Source organism: Neobacillus sp. plas4, assembly GCF_057221695.1.
In genome coordinates this window covers 823,694-840,188 of sequence record NZ_CM170152.1, presented here as the reverse complement: position 1 = coordinate 840,188, position 16,495 = coordinate 823,694, and the positions used below count along the sequence as shown (strand labels likewise).

Annotated in this window: 20 protein-coding genes; 11 read left to right on the top strand and 9 right to left on the bottom strand. The window is 36.1% G+C overall.

Translation table 11 applies throughout. From position 1 onward, the window contains the following. Positions 1-72: 72 nt before the first annotated feature. The 4 genes from AC2TFD_RS04140 to AC2TFD_RS04125 all read right to left on the bottom strand — a co-directional run bounded on the left by AC2TFD_RS04140 (position 73) and on the right by AC2TFD_RS04125 (position 3,298). Positions 73-522 carry a GNAT family N-acetyltransferase gene (locus AC2TFD_RS04140; RefSeq protein WP_335568186.1) on the bottom strand — a complete coding sequence of 150 codons (450 nt, stop codon included), beginning with the start codon at positions 520-522 and terminating at the stop codon, positions 73-75. Positions 523-735: 213 nt separating this feature from the next. Beyond that, a complete protein-coding gene (locus AC2TFD_RS04135; protein ID WP_335517656.1) occupies positions 736-1,083 on the bottom strand; it encodes a VOC family protein in 348 nt (115 codons plus the stop codon). 261 nt (positions 1,084-1,344) lie between these two features. Then, positions 1,345-1,542, bottom strand: coding sequence for a DUF4177 domain-containing protein (locus AC2TFD_RS04130; protein ID WP_335568185.1), 198 nt, complete (start codon positions 1,540-1,542; stop codon positions 1,345-1,347). Positions 1,543-1,801: 259 nt separating this feature from the next. Then, positions 1,802-3,298, bottom strand: a complete 1,497-nt coding sequence (locus AC2TFD_RS04125) for an RNA-guided endonuclease InsQ/TnpB family protein (protein WP_484675032.1) — start codon at positions 3,296-3,298, stop codon at positions 1,802-1,804. Between the two features lie 428 nt (positions 3,299-3,726). Here AC2TFD_RS04125 and AC2TFD_RS04120 point away from each other — a divergent pair, with 428 nt between their 5' ends. The 3 genes from AC2TFD_RS04120 to AC2TFD_RS04110 all read left to right on the top strand — a co-directional run bounded on the left by AC2TFD_RS04120 (position 3,727) and on the right by AC2TFD_RS04110 (position 5,792). Then, positions 3,727-4,512 carry an SDR family oxidoreductase gene (locus tag AC2TFD_RS04120; RefSeq protein ID WP_484675031.1) on the top strand — a complete coding sequence of 262 codons (786 nt, stop codon included), beginning with the start codon at positions 3,727-3,729 and terminating at the stop codon, positions 4,510-4,512. Positions 4,513-4,768: 256 nt separating this feature from the next. Next, positions 4,769-5,206 carry a VOC family protein gene (locus AC2TFD_RS04115; protein ID WP_335568182.1) on the top strand — a complete coding sequence of 146 codons (438 nt, stop codon included), beginning with the start codon at positions 4,769-4,771 and terminating at the stop codon, positions 5,204-5,206. 442 nt (positions 5,207-5,648) lie between these two features. Beyond that, positions 5,649-5,792: a hypothetical protein gene (locus AC2TFD_RS04110; RefSeq protein ID WP_335517674.1), complete on the top strand. Its 144-nt coding sequence runs from the start codon at positions 5,649-5,651 to the stop codon at positions 5,790-5,792. 304 nt (positions 5,793-6,096) lie between these two features. Here AC2TFD_RS04110 and AC2TFD_RS04105 read toward each other — a convergent pair whose 3' ends face one another. Continuing rightward, positions 6,097-6,456, bottom strand: coding sequence for a hypothetical protein (locus AC2TFD_RS04105; RefSeq protein WP_335517676.1), 360 nt, complete (start codon positions 6,454-6,456; stop codon positions 6,097-6,099). A gap of 607 nt (positions 6,457-7,063) precedes the next feature. Between AC2TFD_RS04105 and AC2TFD_RS04100 the strand changes: the two genes are divergently transcribed. Further along, a complete protein-coding gene (locus AC2TFD_RS04100) occupies positions 7,064-7,333 on the top strand; it encodes a hypothetical protein (protein WP_335509275.1) in 270 nt (89 codons plus the stop codon). A 377-nt stretch (positions 7,334-7,710) separates the two neighbouring features. Here AC2TFD_RS04100 and AC2TFD_RS04095 read toward each other — a convergent pair whose 3' ends face one another. Beyond that, the gene (locus AC2TFD_RS04095; RefSeq protein WP_335568181.1) at positions 7,711-8,100 is read right to left on the bottom strand and encodes a DUF5661 family protein; all 390 of its coding nucleotides are present in this window, start codon (positions 8,098-8,100) and stop codon (positions 7,711-7,713) included. A gap of 847 nt (positions 8,101-8,947) precedes the next feature. Between AC2TFD_RS04095 and AC2TFD_RS04090 the strand changes: the two genes are divergently transcribed. Further along, entirely contained in the window at positions 8,948-9,364 is a 417-nt protein-coding gene (locus AC2TFD_RS04090) for a chondroitinase-B domain-containing protein (protein WP_484675030.1), read from the top strand. Beyond that, positions 9,361-10,449, top strand: coding sequence for a polysaccharide lyase 6 family protein (locus AC2TFD_RS04085; RefSeq protein ID WP_484675029.1), 1,089 nt, complete (start codon positions 9,361-9,363; stop codon positions 10,447-10,449). Before AC2TFD_RS04090 ends, AC2TFD_RS04085 begins: the two co-directional genes overlap by 4 nt. 267 nt (positions 10,450-10,716) lie before the next feature. On the opposite strand, the gene AC2TFD_RS04080 is transcribed toward AC2TFD_RS04085, so the two are convergent. Further along, on the bottom strand, positions 10,717-11,820 hold the full coding sequence (locus AC2TFD_RS04080; RefSeq protein WP_484675028.1) for a lactonase family protein: 1,104 nt from the start codon (positions 11,818-11,820) through the stop codon (positions 10,717-10,719). A gap of 394 nt (positions 11,821-12,214) precedes the next feature. Between AC2TFD_RS04080 and AC2TFD_RS04075 the strand changes: the two genes are divergently transcribed. Both AC2TFD_RS04075 and AC2TFD_RS04070 read left to right on the top strand, forming a co-directional pair. Continuing rightward, a complete protein-coding gene (locus AC2TFD_RS04075; RefSeq protein ID WP_335519467.1) occupies positions 12,215-12,322 on the top strand; it encodes a YjcZ family sporulation protein in 108 nt (35 codons plus the stop codon). A 483-nt stretch (positions 12,323-12,805) separates the two neighbouring features. Continuing rightward, positions 12,806-13,291, top strand: a complete 486-nt coding sequence (locus AC2TFD_RS04070; RefSeq protein WP_335519464.1) for a VanZ family protein — start codon at positions 12,806-12,808, stop codon at positions 13,289-13,291. A gap of 115 nt (positions 13,292-13,406) precedes the next feature. Here the strand turns inward: AC2TFD_RS04070 and AC2TFD_RS04065 are convergent, their stop codons facing one another. After that, on the bottom strand, positions 13,407-13,601 hold the full coding sequence (locus AC2TFD_RS04065) for a hypothetical protein (RefSeq protein ID WP_335519462.1): 195 nt from the start codon (positions 13,599-13,601) through the stop codon (positions 13,407-13,409). A 490-nt stretch (positions 13,602-14,091) separates the two neighbouring features. Here AC2TFD_RS04065 and AC2TFD_RS04060 point away from each other — a divergent pair, with 490 nt between their 5' ends. Genes AC2TFD_RS04060 through AC2TFD_RS04050 form a run of 3 tightly spaced genes read left to right on the top strand, consistent with a single transcriptional unit; the run spans position 14,092 to position 15,047 of the window. Continuing rightward, on the top strand, positions 14,092-14,541 hold the full coding sequence (locus tag AC2TFD_RS04060; protein WP_484675027.1) for a hypothetical protein: 450 nt from the start codon (positions 14,092-14,094) through the stop codon (positions 14,539-14,541). Then, positions 14,477-14,806, top strand: a complete 330-nt coding sequence (locus AC2TFD_RS04055) for a conserved phage C-terminal domain-containing protein (RefSeq protein ID WP_335519456.1) — start codon at positions 14,477-14,479, stop codon at positions 14,804-14,806. The genes AC2TFD_RS04060 and AC2TFD_RS04055 overlap by 65 nt, the downstream gene beginning before the upstream one ends. Then, positions 14,799-15,047, top strand: coding sequence for a hypothetical protein (locus AC2TFD_RS04050; RefSeq protein ID WP_484675026.1), 249 nt, complete (start codon positions 14,799-14,801; stop codon positions 15,045-15,047). Before AC2TFD_RS04055 ends, AC2TFD_RS04050 begins: the two co-directional genes overlap by 8 nt. A gap of 232 nt (positions 15,048-15,279) precedes the next feature. Here AC2TFD_RS04050 and AC2TFD_RS04045 read toward each other — a convergent pair whose 3' ends face one another. Beyond that, entirely contained in the window at positions 15,280-16,299 is a 1,020-nt protein-coding gene (locus tag AC2TFD_RS04045) for a DUF3231 family protein (protein WP_335519450.1), read from the bottom strand. Positions 16,300-16,495: the final 196 nt, after the last annotated feature.

The window sequence follows — 16,495 nt, the reverse complement described above, 5'->3', positions numbered from 1 at the left end:
AGTTATTACTTGTTTTCAAGTTAAAGGAAGTTAGTCTGATTCAGTTCTTCAAGTCTAATACCGTTTACATTATTATTTGGATTTCCATTCATATTGAATATCAGGTAAATTTTCTTCATTTTCGTGTCCTCTACTAATGATTTTAAATCCATTCTTTCCATAAAATCGTTGTGCGTTTTCATTTACTTCAAATGTATATAATGTTAATCTCCCACTTGATTGTTCTTTTACCTTGTTAAGTAACGTTTGACCTATACCGATTCCTTGATAATCAATATGAATATAAAGTTGGCTTATCTCCCTTTCATTATAGGCAATCATGCCAACTACTTTGTCATCAATTAACGCTAAATCTATTTGAAACTGTTCAGGTAATATATGATTTAAAAAATGTATATGATTTTCAATACTATGAATTTCTTTCTGACCAATAGCTCGTTCTTTACTATCTCTCCACATTTCCACTGTCTGTTTAGCATAAGAAGGAATATACTGAGTTATTATGAATTTGTGTTGGTCCACTACAATAACTCCTTTAGATTTATTTATTGGTTTATACGTTGTTTCTATCTTAAAATACGATAAATATTACACGATAAGAGTATTTTATTTTGTAATATTTCTTTTCAGCCATCTTCTTTCATAATCCTGTCCCTTTAATAGAACTAGCAAAAAAGCCGCCGCAGCGACCGTATTTAAGCACCTGTTTAACTATGTATGAATAATTACGACAAATTATTTTTCCCATAACTCCACTCGTCTGCCTTCAGGATCTTCAATCCAAACAAACTTACCAAATTCACTACTCTCTTTTTCCTTTACAAGAGGGACACCAATTTGTTCAAGATGATTAATCATCTCATCCAGATTATAAACTTGGAAATTTAACATCACTTGTTGCTCTGTTGGGAAGTAGTTGTCCTCTTCAGTAAAGAAAGAAAAAATCGTTTCACTTTCTGATTGGGGCTTGATAATAGTTCCATTCCAATTGTCTATTTCCATCTTAAACACTTCACTGTACCATTTTTTTGTAGCCTCTAGATTTTTAGTTCTCCAAAATATTCCACCAAAACCTTTTATCATCATAATTATCTCCCTCACTTCATCTAATTTCATAATTTTGCCATTAAACTATAATTTCTAGAAATAAGAACAAATTCCTTCTTCCACGAAGCTGCCTCATGCCCTTTCGTCTGAACTATTTTTTCTGCCTTTTTTGAAAAAATAAAAAACCCCTAAAAGGCATAATATCCCTAGGAGGCTGTTCTTCTTTAATTTTTGAAATACTTTTTACCCCTTTTTTCAAGTTTTGTATCTGATTCATATGTACATTGTTCTATCTGTTTATTGTTTTATGGGTCTTTCGAAGATTAATTCATAGTATGTCCCTACTGCAACTCCAGAAGTTGCAAAGTCTGGTGAGAAAATTTGTACAAATCTCCAGCCCTCATTTGCATGTTTTTTAATTACTTCTTGATAGTCTTCTTCAGGTTTACCAGACAATTTTTTAAACTCTATTTTAATAAACTTATATTCATACATATATTTTCTTCCCCCCTATTCAATGCACTCGCGGTCTTAGATTAGATCATAACCAATCTTTCACATAAGCAATTAATCCTAATAAAGCACCTATTCCCGCACCTATAAAAGCTAGCATTACATAACTTGACTTATTTATTGAGTCTTTTGAATTCTCAACATTATGAGTATCCCTATAGCTAAAGCTAGGGGTTTCGAAAGAATAGTCTTTAAAAGCACCATTGTCTATACGTGGGCTACCACAAGTCCCGCTACTACATCAGGCCGAAGCCTTCAGCTTTGCATGTCTATTTTTTATGATAAAGATTTTCTGTGGAGATTGAAGGATTTGTCTTCTTTCAAGTCCTTCGAACGCATTCTTTACATGTTTACGCACGATATTATAGGCACCATTTACATCTGCATGGATTAACACTTTTGATCCTTTAATTTTGTAAAAGGCTCTTGTGCTTCGATACCCACTAAAAGTAGTTTGGTGTTCTTCTCCGAAAGTTGGGATCGGGTCATTATTCAAGAAACTTGACTTGGAGGTATAGCTTTCTTCCCTATCAATGACTTGAATACCTTTACGCTCAGCTTTGTATCGAATCATTTCAATGAAAGTTGTATAGGGAATTTGGATGAACGTTTGCTTATCTGCCTTTTGCAAAGTCACCTCCAATTTCCAGCCAACATTCCTTCCAATAATGATGGTATCGATGTTTCTTTCTAGCGCAATTTCCACCACTTTAGCACTAGCCTTATGCAAAAAATCCATGACTCGGTTATTTCTTTTTCGATCCAGCGAAATCATTCGAGTAGTGGTAAATATCCCTTCTTTTGGTCCTTTACCATTTCGAATGATACTCATGTACTTTGCCTTTAATTTGTTATAGTATTGATTCGTTGATTTTAACCATGTGCCCTTGATAAGCAAAGGCTTTTGCCCCGTATTATCGACGATAGTTGCCAGGTTATCAACACCTAAATCAATACCCATTACCCGTTTCGGTTCAAATACCAATTCATTAGTTTGTTTTTCAGACCGTTGGATTTCCTTTTCTTGTTTACTTTTAAAAACAACTTCCACTACATAGTGTCCATAGGACGGTACAATTCGAACCTGTTGCAGTTTCCCTTCGGAATAAGCCACCTTTCCCAAGTTTAATAGAAGATGGGTTCCTGGTAATTTAAGAACATTTCCATCTTTAATTTTGGCAATTTGATTGGTTAAATAACACGTCGTGCGTCCATTTTTCTTTTTGTATTTTGGAATCTTTGGTTTTCCAGTAAAGCAGGCAGGATTGATTTTATATTTCTTTGAGGCTTCGAAGAAACTTTTCCAATCGTCATATACTTTTTTCATCGTTTGTTGATTGGACTGGGAGGGCATAGAAGTATAATCTACTTGTTTCATCACTTTAAATAAGGCTTCAACAAAGCCATATCCAATAAATGATTTTTCATGATGGGGCCTTTGAAATGGTTTGAACTTTACATCAATTATTTTGCCGCTTTTGTTTATTTTCTTAGGTTTCGCCTTTTCTTTTTCATAGCTTTTCTGGCGAATCTCATTCATTTTAGGTAAATGCAATTCAAGATCCGTTAAAGCCTGAAGTTGATTTTTATTTCTCGTTCCTTTTTTAAAAGCGGTGTAGACCTGTCTAATATAGTAATTGGTAATGTTGTACAAATTCTTCGCTTTAAAACATAGAGAATCAAAGTAATCGAACAATTCATGATCCGGATGTATTTGTATTTTATAGGAACTATACATTAGGTTCACCCGCCCTAAAGGAACAAATGTTCTATTTTTATTTCCATTATACCATGTTGTTTTATAGAATGTATAGTGCAAGCACATACTCTTATCATAAAAAAATTATAAATTACAGCTAATATCCCCATATCTAAAGCTAGGGGTTTTACGCTGCTTTTTGATAACTTATTGGGACCCCTCCTCTTTATAACTTTACTCAATTTAATCATCCTCAAAAAATTTATAGCTTACAATTCTACTAAATATTTAGTAGAATTTCCTTCTTGTGTAGCTGTATCGTTGCACCCTTTTTTATGTTCCCACTAACAAGGCAGTCACGACATCATTGATCCTGTAAGAATGGGTATAGCTGCTAATGTTTGGTATGCCCTTACTGCTATTGGGAAAAATAAATTGGCATGCAATTTCAAATGGAGGAATTTAACATGGGCAAAACAATTTTCATTACTGGTGCAGGCACCGGGCTTGGCCGAGGTGCAGCAATAGGTCTTGCCAAAAATGGGCATAGTGTGATTGCAACTACAGAACTGACTTCTCAAAAGACAGACCTACTGCGGGAAGCAAATGACTTAGGACTGAATATAGAAGTGATTAAAGTGGACATTACGAATCCTTTGGACCTGGAACAGATGGAGAAGTATGATTTTGACGTATTTGTTGCAAATGCTGCCATCAATGAACGAGGGCCACTCGGGGAAATGCCGATGGACCGTTTTCGGGCACTTTTTGAGGTAAATATTTTCGCAACCTTGGAAACAGTACAGATAGCTGCACGGAAGATGGTTGAAAAGGGAAGCGGGAAAATCGTTTTTATGAGTTCGATTTCTGGAATATTAGCAGCTCCTTACAACGGTGCATATGCCGCTACAAAGCATGCGATTGAAGCAATTGCGCATACCCTAAAGTTAGAACTTCAAGGATTCGGAGTAAAAGTTGCTACTATTAACCCTGGTGCCTTCAAGACGGGCTTTAATGATCGGGCGGCAGAAGAGTTATGGAAATGGTACGATGAAGGGAAATGCTTCACAAAAAAAGAGGATATCAAAAAGGCGGAAGATGGGTTAAAGAACCAGTATGACCCGGAAGTTCTAATTGCAAAAATGGTAGAAATCATCCCAGCTGACCAACATAAATTCCGAACCGCCTATCCTCAACAAACAGAGAAACAGATGAAACAAGAAGAACAAAAGTGGTGGGAGATGGATATATAGGACGCTTCATCCAATTCTTTTAACCTGTGGTATGGGGCTGTTGATAAAAAGGGAAAAGAGAGAAGGCTCTTTTCTCCTTTTTGATTTGGTGTTTGTTGAGGCTGACTAATTTTATGGGATTGGCGGCAATCCCTTTTTATTGCACTAAAAGGTTTGTTGAAGAAGGTTATTTTCTGTTTTAAGCGAATTAGAATTTCAAACAAATCTTGTACGAAAACAGGTATTGTATATAACTGGAACATAGGAGGTATTAGATATGAAGATCAATAGAATAGATCATGTGAGTATAAACGTAAATGATCTTTCAGCGGCTAAAATGTTTTTTCTTGATTTAGGACTTGAAGTGCAGGCGGAATGGGAATTGGCTGGAGAACTGTTGGACAAAATAGTTGGGCTTAATGATGTTAAAACGGCATGTGTAGGATTGGGGATGCCAGATGGTCAGGCATGGATAGAGTTAGTCAAATTTTATACGCCTTCAGATGAAAAAAATATTCAGCAGCCTTTTGCAAATACGCTGGGTATCCGACATATATGCTTTGCTGTTGAAGATATTGAAGCTATTGTTGCCAAATTGAAAAAGAATGGCACGGAAATCTTTAGTGAGATACAGCAATATGAAGAAAGTTATAAGTTGTGCTACGTTCGTGGTCCAGAGGGAATTATTTTAGAGTTGGCGGAGAAAATCAAATAAATTTAAGCTTTTTTGACTCTGAAAAAAACTGTGATTTGTGTTGAATTATTCTAGGGTTGGTACCAATTTATCATCCCAGACGGCTTGCCAAAAAACTTATCAAATTTCTTGCCATTAGCTTTAATGATAATGCTGGCGCTGCTTCAGATCAGTTAAAGAATTAATAGATTGATTAGTGTTAACTAAAAATCAACTTGCTCCGACCATTCAATCGTTTAAGCACCAAAACGTTACCCAGTTCAAAGTTTACTCGACTTCGGACATGACCTTGCTTTTTTGACCCTGCCTTGTCCGAAGGTGACACGCCTTCGGACACGACCTTGCTTTTTATGTCTTCCCTTGTCTGAAGGTGACTCGACTTCGGACATAATCTAGGAATTGGCTTCAACTATTTTTATTTTCAAGGAAAAAGTTGGACATATTATCCGTAGGAGGTGATATGGTGGCTGATAACAAGAAAAATTCCGAGACAATAGAAAAATACAGTAAATTAGATAGAAACGAAAACGATCGACACAATGATAATGCTATGGCAGCAGCGGATCCTGAAACCAATACCCCAAGAATAAATACAGATAATCTTTAACCGTAAGTTCATTATCAAACATTGAATAATGAAAAGGCGATTCTTCATTATGGAAGCATCGCACTATTCTTCTACTTACTTAGTTATTTTATGTATATAGAAATTCTATGTATATAAAATAATATTATTATAACTGTAAATAAACAATTTAATCTTGTTAGGGTGTAAATTTGAAATTTATCAAGACCTAAATCGTAAAAAGTCATAAAAAATAGAGGTTGATACATATAGACATGACTATGTATCAACCTTTACTTCTTGTTCCGCAATCGTTTTCCTTTGCAGAACCATAATACCTTTTTCTTTATCTATTAATTACAGTACATCGCATTGCGCCTCTGCGAATTAACTCCTCTGCTCTTGTTAATGAAATTCTAACAAGTACAGCTTCGTCTTCATTGTTTTCCACGTCGAAAACCAAAAATGCTTGACCATTTTCAATTAAAACACATATGAATTCTGCATTGTTACGTGGAATACGGTTAGCAATTGTACAACGTTCGACTCCCGCTCTTATTAACGTTCTAAACTCCCGCTCAGAAATTCGGATAAAAACAAATTCCTCTAAGTCTATATTCTCCACTTCAATTTCTACCAGTAGAAAGAACCGATTTCCAATTCTCACCACACAATTTGCTCCAATAGAAACAACGTCATTATTCATTATTTTCCACCTCCCTATGATTTCATTAAATTCAAAAGGCAGAAAAATGTTTGGACAAACATACAATTATTTTGAAATCTTATTTTATGAAACACTTAAAATAACCCAAGGTATTATACATTCAATCGAACAGATTCCCTAACCTAATTTCAACTAACCTCCCCATAGCAAAACACAAGAAGAAATCGAAACGTTCGGCAAAGAAGAATTCGGTCAATCCCTATTCATTAGTTATACAGAATAATTAAAGGACGGTCCTTTTTGATAATTAGTTCCGTTATTGTATAGAAACATTGTAAATAGAATATGAATTAGCATATCAATTAACAAAGTAATTGGTATGCTTTTTTTCTGTTGACATAACAGTGTTTTCGCCTAAATTATATGTAAATTAGCATAGTAATTAACATACCTAATAACAGAGTGACAACAGTTAATGTCATCTTGCTATTGAAAAAAATCAAGGATTGTTACCATTTTATGTTAAAATATAGTTAAATATTTTCGAAAATTGTTTACTTCAACTATATTAAGATAAAAAACAATTAATTTATAGAAAAAATAAGTAAGGTGTTGAATTTTTTCAAAAATCATATGGGGGGAAAAAATGAATAAAATTTTAATCGGTGGATTTGTTATGTTTGGTGGTTTATTAGTTTGTTTAACAATAATATTATCTGGTGCTATATACGCAACGAGTATTACAGCTTGGTCTGGAAAGTCAAAATTATGGTTTGCAATTTTTGGAGAAAAACAATACGGCGATGAAGTTGTACAGTCTTTGTTTCTTGGTTTCCCATTTATTGTTGGAGCTTTGTTTGCGACAATTGGTTTGATAATCTTAGGTTATGAATATTATAAAACATTTAAGAAATAGGCTTTATAATTGTACGAATGGGTTCTTCGATTCAATAAGCACTAATCATACAAAGGTTGGGTTTCCTCAATTTTACCCAACCTTTTTTGTATGCTAAACATATTGTTATTTATGTTGCTATTACATATGTTATTTAATCTGTGATTTCTGATTTTCTCCAAATTATCGGAACTACTTACCTTTTTGAGGGACCTTCCTTTGTTAACCCAAATATTAGATTTGTTTATTAAACTAATCTCCCCATGGCCCAAAAAAAGATTGTTCTAGCTCTTTAATTTTATTCCTCACAGTGTTAAAAGCACTCGATCGTTTATACAATTTTTAGGGAAATCTCTTACAAATATATGCTATTCTTATCATTTAGGTATCCAATTAAATCATCTGTTCCAAAAGGCTTTTGCTTCTTCCTCAAGTACCTTTAATCTTTTATAGTAATCAGGAAACTCGTTAAGATGGGCCAGTGCAATTTTTCCAGTCATAATAGGATCATCGCCTGTAACATTCGTTTGGCTGGAAATTTTTCCATGCTCAAGCTCTGTATTTACTCCCATCCAAAATTCATTTAAATCGAACTTGCTTTTATTAAAATCAATACCTAATAGTAAAGCAATTGCTGCTGCTTCCTCTTTGGAAAATGATTTAACCCTAGCTGCAGATCGATTATTTCTATACCTGTTCGTACTTCCGGTGGTTGAATATAGATATTGAGTACCATAGTTATAATCGTTAATGAAGTGGTTCAAATAGGGATTATGATAGTAGTACAAAACACATCTCTCCTAAAAAGGTAATTATCAACACTATACGTTAGACAGCTATTTATGAGCATGTCTTCTAAAAGTTAACCAATAGTGAATATAACCAAAAATACCACTTGGCTAATTAACTGACCTCCCCGTTTTGAACAAAAAAAAAGATCGCTGCAGCGATCTCCCCATTAACTCTAATATATCACCCTAATATACTCACGGTAGAAACGTTGAACCTATTTCATTTGCACTCTTAGTGTTCAAAGAAGCATTTTCATTTAATTGTTGATTAGTCGATTTGTGATGTTCTTGATCTATAAATTTTGCTCTGTTAGGAAATAGTTTATCGAAGACTACACCAAACAGAACAAGTGACAATAATAATCCCCAAAACAGGTAAGCGAAGAATGACATAAAATAACCTCCTTCAATAATTTTTCCAATATTCAAGCAAGTCTAATATTATTATACTATAAAATACATATTTTTACAATGTAGTTAATAAGTTACCCATCTTGGTTCGATTCTGCCCGCAACCTTGAAGCTGAATTCTATCTCTCAGCTGCATATGGAGGTTGTACTATCAGGAAAACCATATTTCGAAGCTGTAATGAGTAGGTTATCAATGTTCAAAGCTGAAAAGGTAAACCTATTCGACCTGGTTAAAGAGCAAAGCCTCGATGGGATTGCCCTAAAGAAGAAGGACAGCACCTATGTGTTTCCGTTGACTAATAAATGCATAGTCAAGCTAAAAAACACCCATAGTTAGGCTAAAAAACACCCATAGTTAGGCTAAAAAAAACCATAATCCAGTCCCGGAAAGTATAGGATAATATCTGTAGATTTACAAAAAGGAGGCTGTATAGTGAAAAAGTTACGGAAATCTTTATTGTCATTTTGTATTGTGATCGCTTTCTCTGCAATCCCTTTCGGTGCCTCTGCTGAGGAATCGTTAGTGAAGGTCTCTTCAGTGGACGAAATTTCAGCAGCGATGAGCAAAGCGCAACCAGGTGATACGATTGTGATGAGAAACGGAGTATGGAAGGATGCTGCCATTGTGATGGAAGGCGCAGGCAAGCCGAATAAGCCCATCACTCTGCGAGCGGAAACACCGGGTCAGGTAGTGCTCAGCGGTGCCTCCACACTCAATATCGGAGGATCGTATATAGTGGTGGACGGCTTGGTATTCAAAGATGGGGGAGATATTGATGATTCCGGTGTCATTGAGTTCAGGGTGGGAGATCAAGAAGCACGCATTCCCGTCTTACTAACGTCCAAATGATTGATTATAACCCTTCAAGCAATGAGAAGAACACGAAGTGGGTTGGATTATACGGCAGCTATAACAGGGTGGATCATTCCTATTTCAAAGGCAAGAAAAACATCGGTGCGATGATGGTAGTTTGGAGAGAGCAGGCGGGCGAGCAGCACCATGTCATTGATCACAATCATTTTGCCGGCCGTCCCATCTTGCTCGACGATAGTGGACAAGTGATTAGTAATGAAGCGGAAACGCTGAGAATCGGAACGAGTACCTATTCGCTCTCGGATTCCTATACAACAGTAGAGAACAACCTATTCGAGAACAATGATGGAGAAATCGAAATGGTTTCGGTTAAATCAGGGAAGAATGTGATTCGCGGCAATACATTTTTGAACAATGCAGCCACCGTCACACTTCGTCATGGCAATGGAACGCACATTGAAAACAACTTCTTTTTCGCCAATGGCAAGGCGAACGCCGGCGCGATCCGCGTTATAGGCGAAGACCATGTGATAGCCAACAATTATATCAGTGGCATTGTGGGCAGCAATACGACACGTGGGGCCATTGTTCTAACCAATGGCATACCTAACTCTGCTCTCAACAAATATTTTCAAGTCAAAAATGTGCTCATTACTCACAACACACTGGTGAACAATGAAAACAACATTGTCGTAGGCGATAAAAAAAGCAGTACGAATACTTTAGCGCCTGTAGAAACGATTATAGCAAATAACGTTGTACAGGCAAGCGGGAACGCTAAGCTTCCTCTTATTAAGGTAATCGACGATTCAGCAGCTCTTATGTATGAAGGAAATTTCATGGATGGCGCTGAACTCGGGATTGGGCCGGTCGCAGGGATTAACCAGCAAAATCCTCAGCTGGCTTTGACAGAAGACGGATTATTCCGTGCGGGCGAAAAAAGTCCGATTATCAATGCATTGAAAAACGGGCCTTACTCCGTAAAAGATGATATGGATGGCCAGCCCCGACCTCAAGGAAACAGGGATGCCGGAGCGGATGAGGTATCCAAAACACCTATAAGAAATAAGCCTTTACAGCCTAGCCATGTCGGACCCGAATGGCTGAACGCCTCTAAATAAGAACTAACCGAGCTCCCATGAGTATGTCCCATATCGAGACACGAATCATTGAATCAATATAGTATGAAGGAAGGCGTACAAAAAACGCCTGCCTTCTTCTATTCTTTTGAATAAGCGTTTCACTGTTCCTCCTCTCAAGCCTCCCATCGTTTCATCCGTTCTGTTTACTTACCTGCTTCGTAGCTCAATAAGAAAAGCCGCGAAATGGCGCTCCAATCTTTAACTCTTGTATTTTTTTATGCACCCAATATGGTTAAACCAATACAATCAAAGAACAGATAAACCTTGCGATCCAAAATAAGGAAATTTTCTCCATTTAGCAACTTGTATTCTTACTAGACTACCATCATCATTGATATTAAAGACTGATACTGTACCCTGATTTCCGTTTAGAGTGTAAAGATTTCGGCCATCCTTACTCACTCCAACATTCAATGGCAAGCCAGTTGCTGTCCCTGCTGGTGTACTAGTAGTATGCCCGACAACTGTTAGTACACCGTTACGATCAATACGATAGGTGGTTATTGTACCGCTTATGGTGTTGATAGCGTAAGCAAATTGCTCATTCCTCGTTGTGGTAACCCAGCAAGTGGCTTTTTGGCCGGTCGGTACAGAGCCACTAATTACATTAAGTATCCCGTTGTCACTTAACGAATATGATGATAGCGCATTAGAACCTGCCTCCGAAACCAAAAGCAGTCCTGAGGAAAGGATAATAGAGCCAAACGGTGTCATCCCATTGGATTCGTTAATAATTGGTCCGGTAAGAGTACCATTTTTATTAACAAGGAATACACTGAGATGGTTTGTAGTAAGCTCGGGTACAACAATTTTACTGCCATCCCGAGTGAAGAGAATTTGCACGGGCTGAGCATTAATGGTACTTAGAGAATGAATAGATTCCGGGATATAAGAAAGGTGCCCACTATCCTCTATGCGAAAACCCGAAATATTGGATGTAAATTGATTAGCGGGATCACCCACATTGGAAACATAGAGAAGATTACCGAACACACCTATGCTATTGGGCTGAGTGCCTCCAGAAGGCTTCACATCCACGAGAATAAGTTTTCTGCTGTCGGATACGATAAAACTACTTATACTATTGCTGCCTGTATTAACTGCAAATAGGAAACGGCCATCAGGGGACAAAGTTAGTGAACCTTCTGACATAAGGGGATCAATTCCATCGTTTGGTGTTGCAGTTGAGACCTCCTTTGCACCGGTACCTTTTCCATATGTTGGGTATGATCCGACAAAAGTAAGCATTCCATTCAAATCCCTGTAAAAGGCAATGACTGAATTCATTGCTTCCATATTAGTCATAATATAAACCATACTCGAATGAACATAGTTGTTGGTCATCAGCATTTTATGATTCTCCACCCCCTTCATAATTTTATATGGTTCCTTTTACAATTTAATTCCCCAAATGGATGTAAATTGGTTTACAAAGTGAGGTTTAATGCAACTACTGCCCTGCCTGCTAAAGAGACTGCTTAAACACAGGGTCTATTATGACCCAAAGAGGGCTTAATACAAGTCCTTAAATCACGTACCTAAGAATACATATAAACAACGAATTTGAGGTGCATTCCTTCAACATTTTCTAAGTTGATACTATATATTAGGGGGCGTTAGTTCAAAAAGAAATCCTTTTATAACTTATGACTTATAAAACTAAACTACATTGTGTCATCTATTATGTAGAAGCATAATATGTATTACCACTCATTGTAATACCTCCTAAATAGGAGGTGATTTTATGTCAGGAGCAGTTGGAGGATACGCTGGCGGAGGTTTCGCCTTATTAATCGTATTGTTTATCCTCTTAGTCATTATTGGAGCTAGTTTCTGTGGTTATGGATACTAATTAAAAATGGATCTCACTTTTGGGTTTTTCATTTTCCAAATTGACTTTACCTGAACTAAAATCAAAGAGGTGATTCCTTAGGAATCGCCTTTTTTTGTGTACCAGACATGTACAGGTTGCTAATCATTATTTGATTAATACTATCTAGAACTCGGAAATCAGCCCGTTCTCTTCTAACATAAACACAAAAATCGTCCGCAAAGCGAACGAATTTTGACCACGTTTCTTCAGTTCCTTATCTAATTAGTTTAAGTAAACATTACTAAGGATTGAGCCATCTTTAAGTTTCCTTTTAAGATGGTGCAGGTATTTACTGACGTGACCAAAGAGTTCATCTACAGTCATTCCGTCAATTCCGGGCGCACCATAAAACAAGTCTGTCTATTGACAGCCTTGTTCCTAAACTAAAGCATCCTGTTAGTTGAAGATTTTATGCTAAGATGATATACAGAAATAATTAAGCTGATATGGAGATAAATAAATATGATTAGATTAGACTCACTAATATTGTTAGCTATTCCTTGGATAATTTACAGAGTTGTAGTTTTAGTAGTTAAAAAGCAAATCTCCATAAAAAACGAATTGATTAAAGTTCTTTTCTATTTTTCGGTAACTTTTATCTATTCCTTAACACTCTTTCCTTTTCCTTTTTATGACTATCCAAATATGGAAAGTGGCGGTATAAACCTGACTCCCTTTGAGAGCATATATAATTTATTAACTCATTCTAATTTTATGTATACATTAAGGAATATAGTTGGAAACATCCTATTATTTATGCCCTTAGGTTTTTCTATTCCACTAAGATTTAAGGTAAACAAGTTTTGGAAAGTAATAATTTTTGGATTTTTCACTTCATGTTTAGTTGAGGTTATACAGTTATTAACTTCTATACGTTCATTTGATGTGGACCCTTATACTGAATACGCTTGGAGCAATTATAGGGTTCGTTCTTTTTCGACTATTTGATAAAGTTAGACCCTTAACAAAAACAAATTAGAAAATGATTTTCATGTCCGATAATACATATTTTTACAATGCAGATAAAACTAAAACCCATGTTGGTTTGATAAAGTTAAGCATGTTATCCTATTACTATACTGTATGAAATATTAAGTTTATCCCAAACCCAAGCCTGAAAAACTCTGTCTATTTCTATTTTTAGAGCTTCATCATCCAAATTTTCATCAATACCTAATTCTTTAAAAGCAAATGTTTCTGTCGCCTCTGTACCTTCATATTTTGTACTACTGAATGAAAATGTAACGGTCCTATCCATTGTTCCCATCCTCCTATTTTAACCCTGCATGAACTCGCCTTCCATTACAGTTTACAGTATGCCTCCTTAATGCACTAAACTCGTTCGTACAACATGCAAATGGATTTCCGCGGGGATTTCCACTTTTAGTGTTAGGTAAGCTATCACTTGGCTAGTTTGATGGAATGTGCACCCGCTCAAACTGACAAGCTGATTCTCTCATCCTGATGTGCAGCTCAATTCAGAATGACACGAAGAGAACCTCGTGTTGACCCAAGCAATACCATAGATTTCTTCATTAGATTACTTCAAAGATTTCTTCAAAGAAAAAATAATATGTTCTCTTCCATTTCATATACCACCAATCAAAAATAATTTTTATATACCCTATCCTTTTTACAATGTAATAAATATATACACATTGAAGGGACTAAACCAATCGGCGGGCTATTATCGTCTTACGACCGAACCAAGGTTCCTTATTATTAAGATCTATAAAGGAGAGATAAATTTGAGCAGGTTGTTAATCAATGAAAGCCCCGTAATGATTATTCCTGGTTTAGCAGCTAAGATAGGTTTAAATGAGGCAGTGGTGCTACAGCAGATCCATTATTGGCTTGGAATCAGCAAGCATAAGATCGAGGGCAGAACCTGGGTTTATAATACATATGAAGAGTGGCAGAAGCAGCTGCCATTTTGGTCAGTGAGTACCATAAAACGGAGTATACGCTCGTTAGAGATGCTGGGGCTATTGATTTCAGCTAATTTTAATCAGTTGAAAATGGATAAGACAAAATGGTATAGCATTGACTATGAAAAATTGCTGGAGTTTGAAGAAAGCCTGCAAGAACGCAAAGCTGCTCCTATTAAGGAACATGCACCTGAGGAAGATTCCGGTGTTACAAAAGAATCCGCTGTTCCCTCTTCCACGAAAAAGGAGATCCCATGCAGAAATTATTGACTATTTGAATGAGAAAGCGGGAAAGAACTTTAAACTAAGTTCGATTAAAACCAGGGAACTGATTCATGCTAGATATAGAGAAGGTTTTACGCTTGAGGATTTTACTAGAGTCATAAATTTGAAGTCCGCTGATTGGCTGTCTAATCCTGCTTGGAATAAGTTCCTGCGGCCTGAGACACTCTTTGGGACAAAGTTTGAATCGTATCTGAATCAGCAGGAAGGCAAGAATAAAATATCCGAGGAGGATTTTAATTTGGATGACTAAGAAAGAGTTTTATATGTTGATGATACAGATTCAAGCCTATTATGAAAAGTTTCAATTTGATCAACATAAGCTGGATGCCTGGCATTTGGTCCTGCAAAAATATTCGTATGATCGAGTGCAATCGAATCTATTGAAATTTGTGGCAGATTCGCCTCATCCGCCAAAAATTAGTGACCTGGTCCAGAATACATCGAATGGACGCCCTATCCCTGGTAGATTTATATTAGATCTCAGTGATTAGAAACAGATTGGTAAATTAAATGCCCGTGCGTTTTATCTCAAAAGTAGATAATTTAAATTCGGATTTATATACTAGTGTATTTCCCATTGAGGCACAGATAAATGTTTTGGACTATTAAAAACGCAGTAGGTTTTTAGAATGAAAAAAGCCGAAAATATGCAAGAAATAAATAAAAATTCAGCATATCTTCGGCTTACTGATAACTTTAGATAGTAAACAAACTCCCCTATCACTATCTCTCTGCTGCATATGGAGGTTGTTCCATCCAGCCATTTTCGATCATGATTTTAGCTGCCTCTTCACAGAATAATGAAATTTTTGCAAACGATCTTGTATAGACTAGCCCAACATCGTGTCTTCCATTTACAGCAACTGAATTTCCAAATGCTCTTAACTTCATTGAAAACATATCTGCCTTGTGAAACAACATGATCTTATCTGAAAAAGGAGAAAACACAGAGTTTGTCACTAAGTGGTCTATAAGAGATGGAGAAGGCAAATTTTCATCGTGTAGTTTTTGCATGTAACGTTCTACATTTGTTTGTGTAAGATCTCTCCCTTTTTCAAACAATTGCCGAACTTGTTCATCTTTTGCAACTTGGGCAAATGCCATAATGAGTGCTTTACTGGTTACATTGTTCTCAATATTATCGTAAAAATGGGTAATTTCCAAAGCATGTAAAGGTCGTACATGACCGAAGAAACCATTTAAAAAATCCTTTTGGATAAATTCAACTTTATCTGGAACTGGAATAAGAGGTGGTTTTATTATAAGCCCTTTATGCATTAGGATTGTTTTGATTTGGTCCATTAAATCCATAGTGGACTCTAAACAATATCTAAAAAGATCTCTTACATCTTTCCTGTAAACAAGCGGGTATCCTACGTTATAGATACTCATTCCTGCTTTTGCGGTATATTTTAAGTAATGGACATAGAACTCATCTTCAAATAAGCGAGGTGCGCCTTGGTTTACATCTTCCTCTTCAGAAAAGCCCTTAGGAATAGGGAAATTTTCTTTCTTAAAAATTTCTTCCGTTGTCTTCATGAAATCCGCACATAAATGATATGCATTTTCTACTAACGTTTTAATATCCTCATCCTCAACGTGTTGACGAAAATAAGTTAAAATGCATTTTGCCATACTGTTTCCCATATATGTTGCCCAAAGTTTTCCCATTTCTGCTGAAGTTAATTTTTCAGTAGTGTCTGTTTTTGGTGAACTTAGATTAATCGGTTTAAGTGCTATCATGTTAACCCCTTGCATTGCTTTTTCCGATAGTATTTAGCATAATGTGAAATTATATACAGACTCAACATTTAATGATTCCAGCACAAAGGAAAAACAAAATTCTGAAGGTAACGGGTTCGGTTGATGAGGAGAAAAATCCTAAAAACATATGTAAATAACAAACTAATTAACATATGTTTTAACAACAAATGAGCAA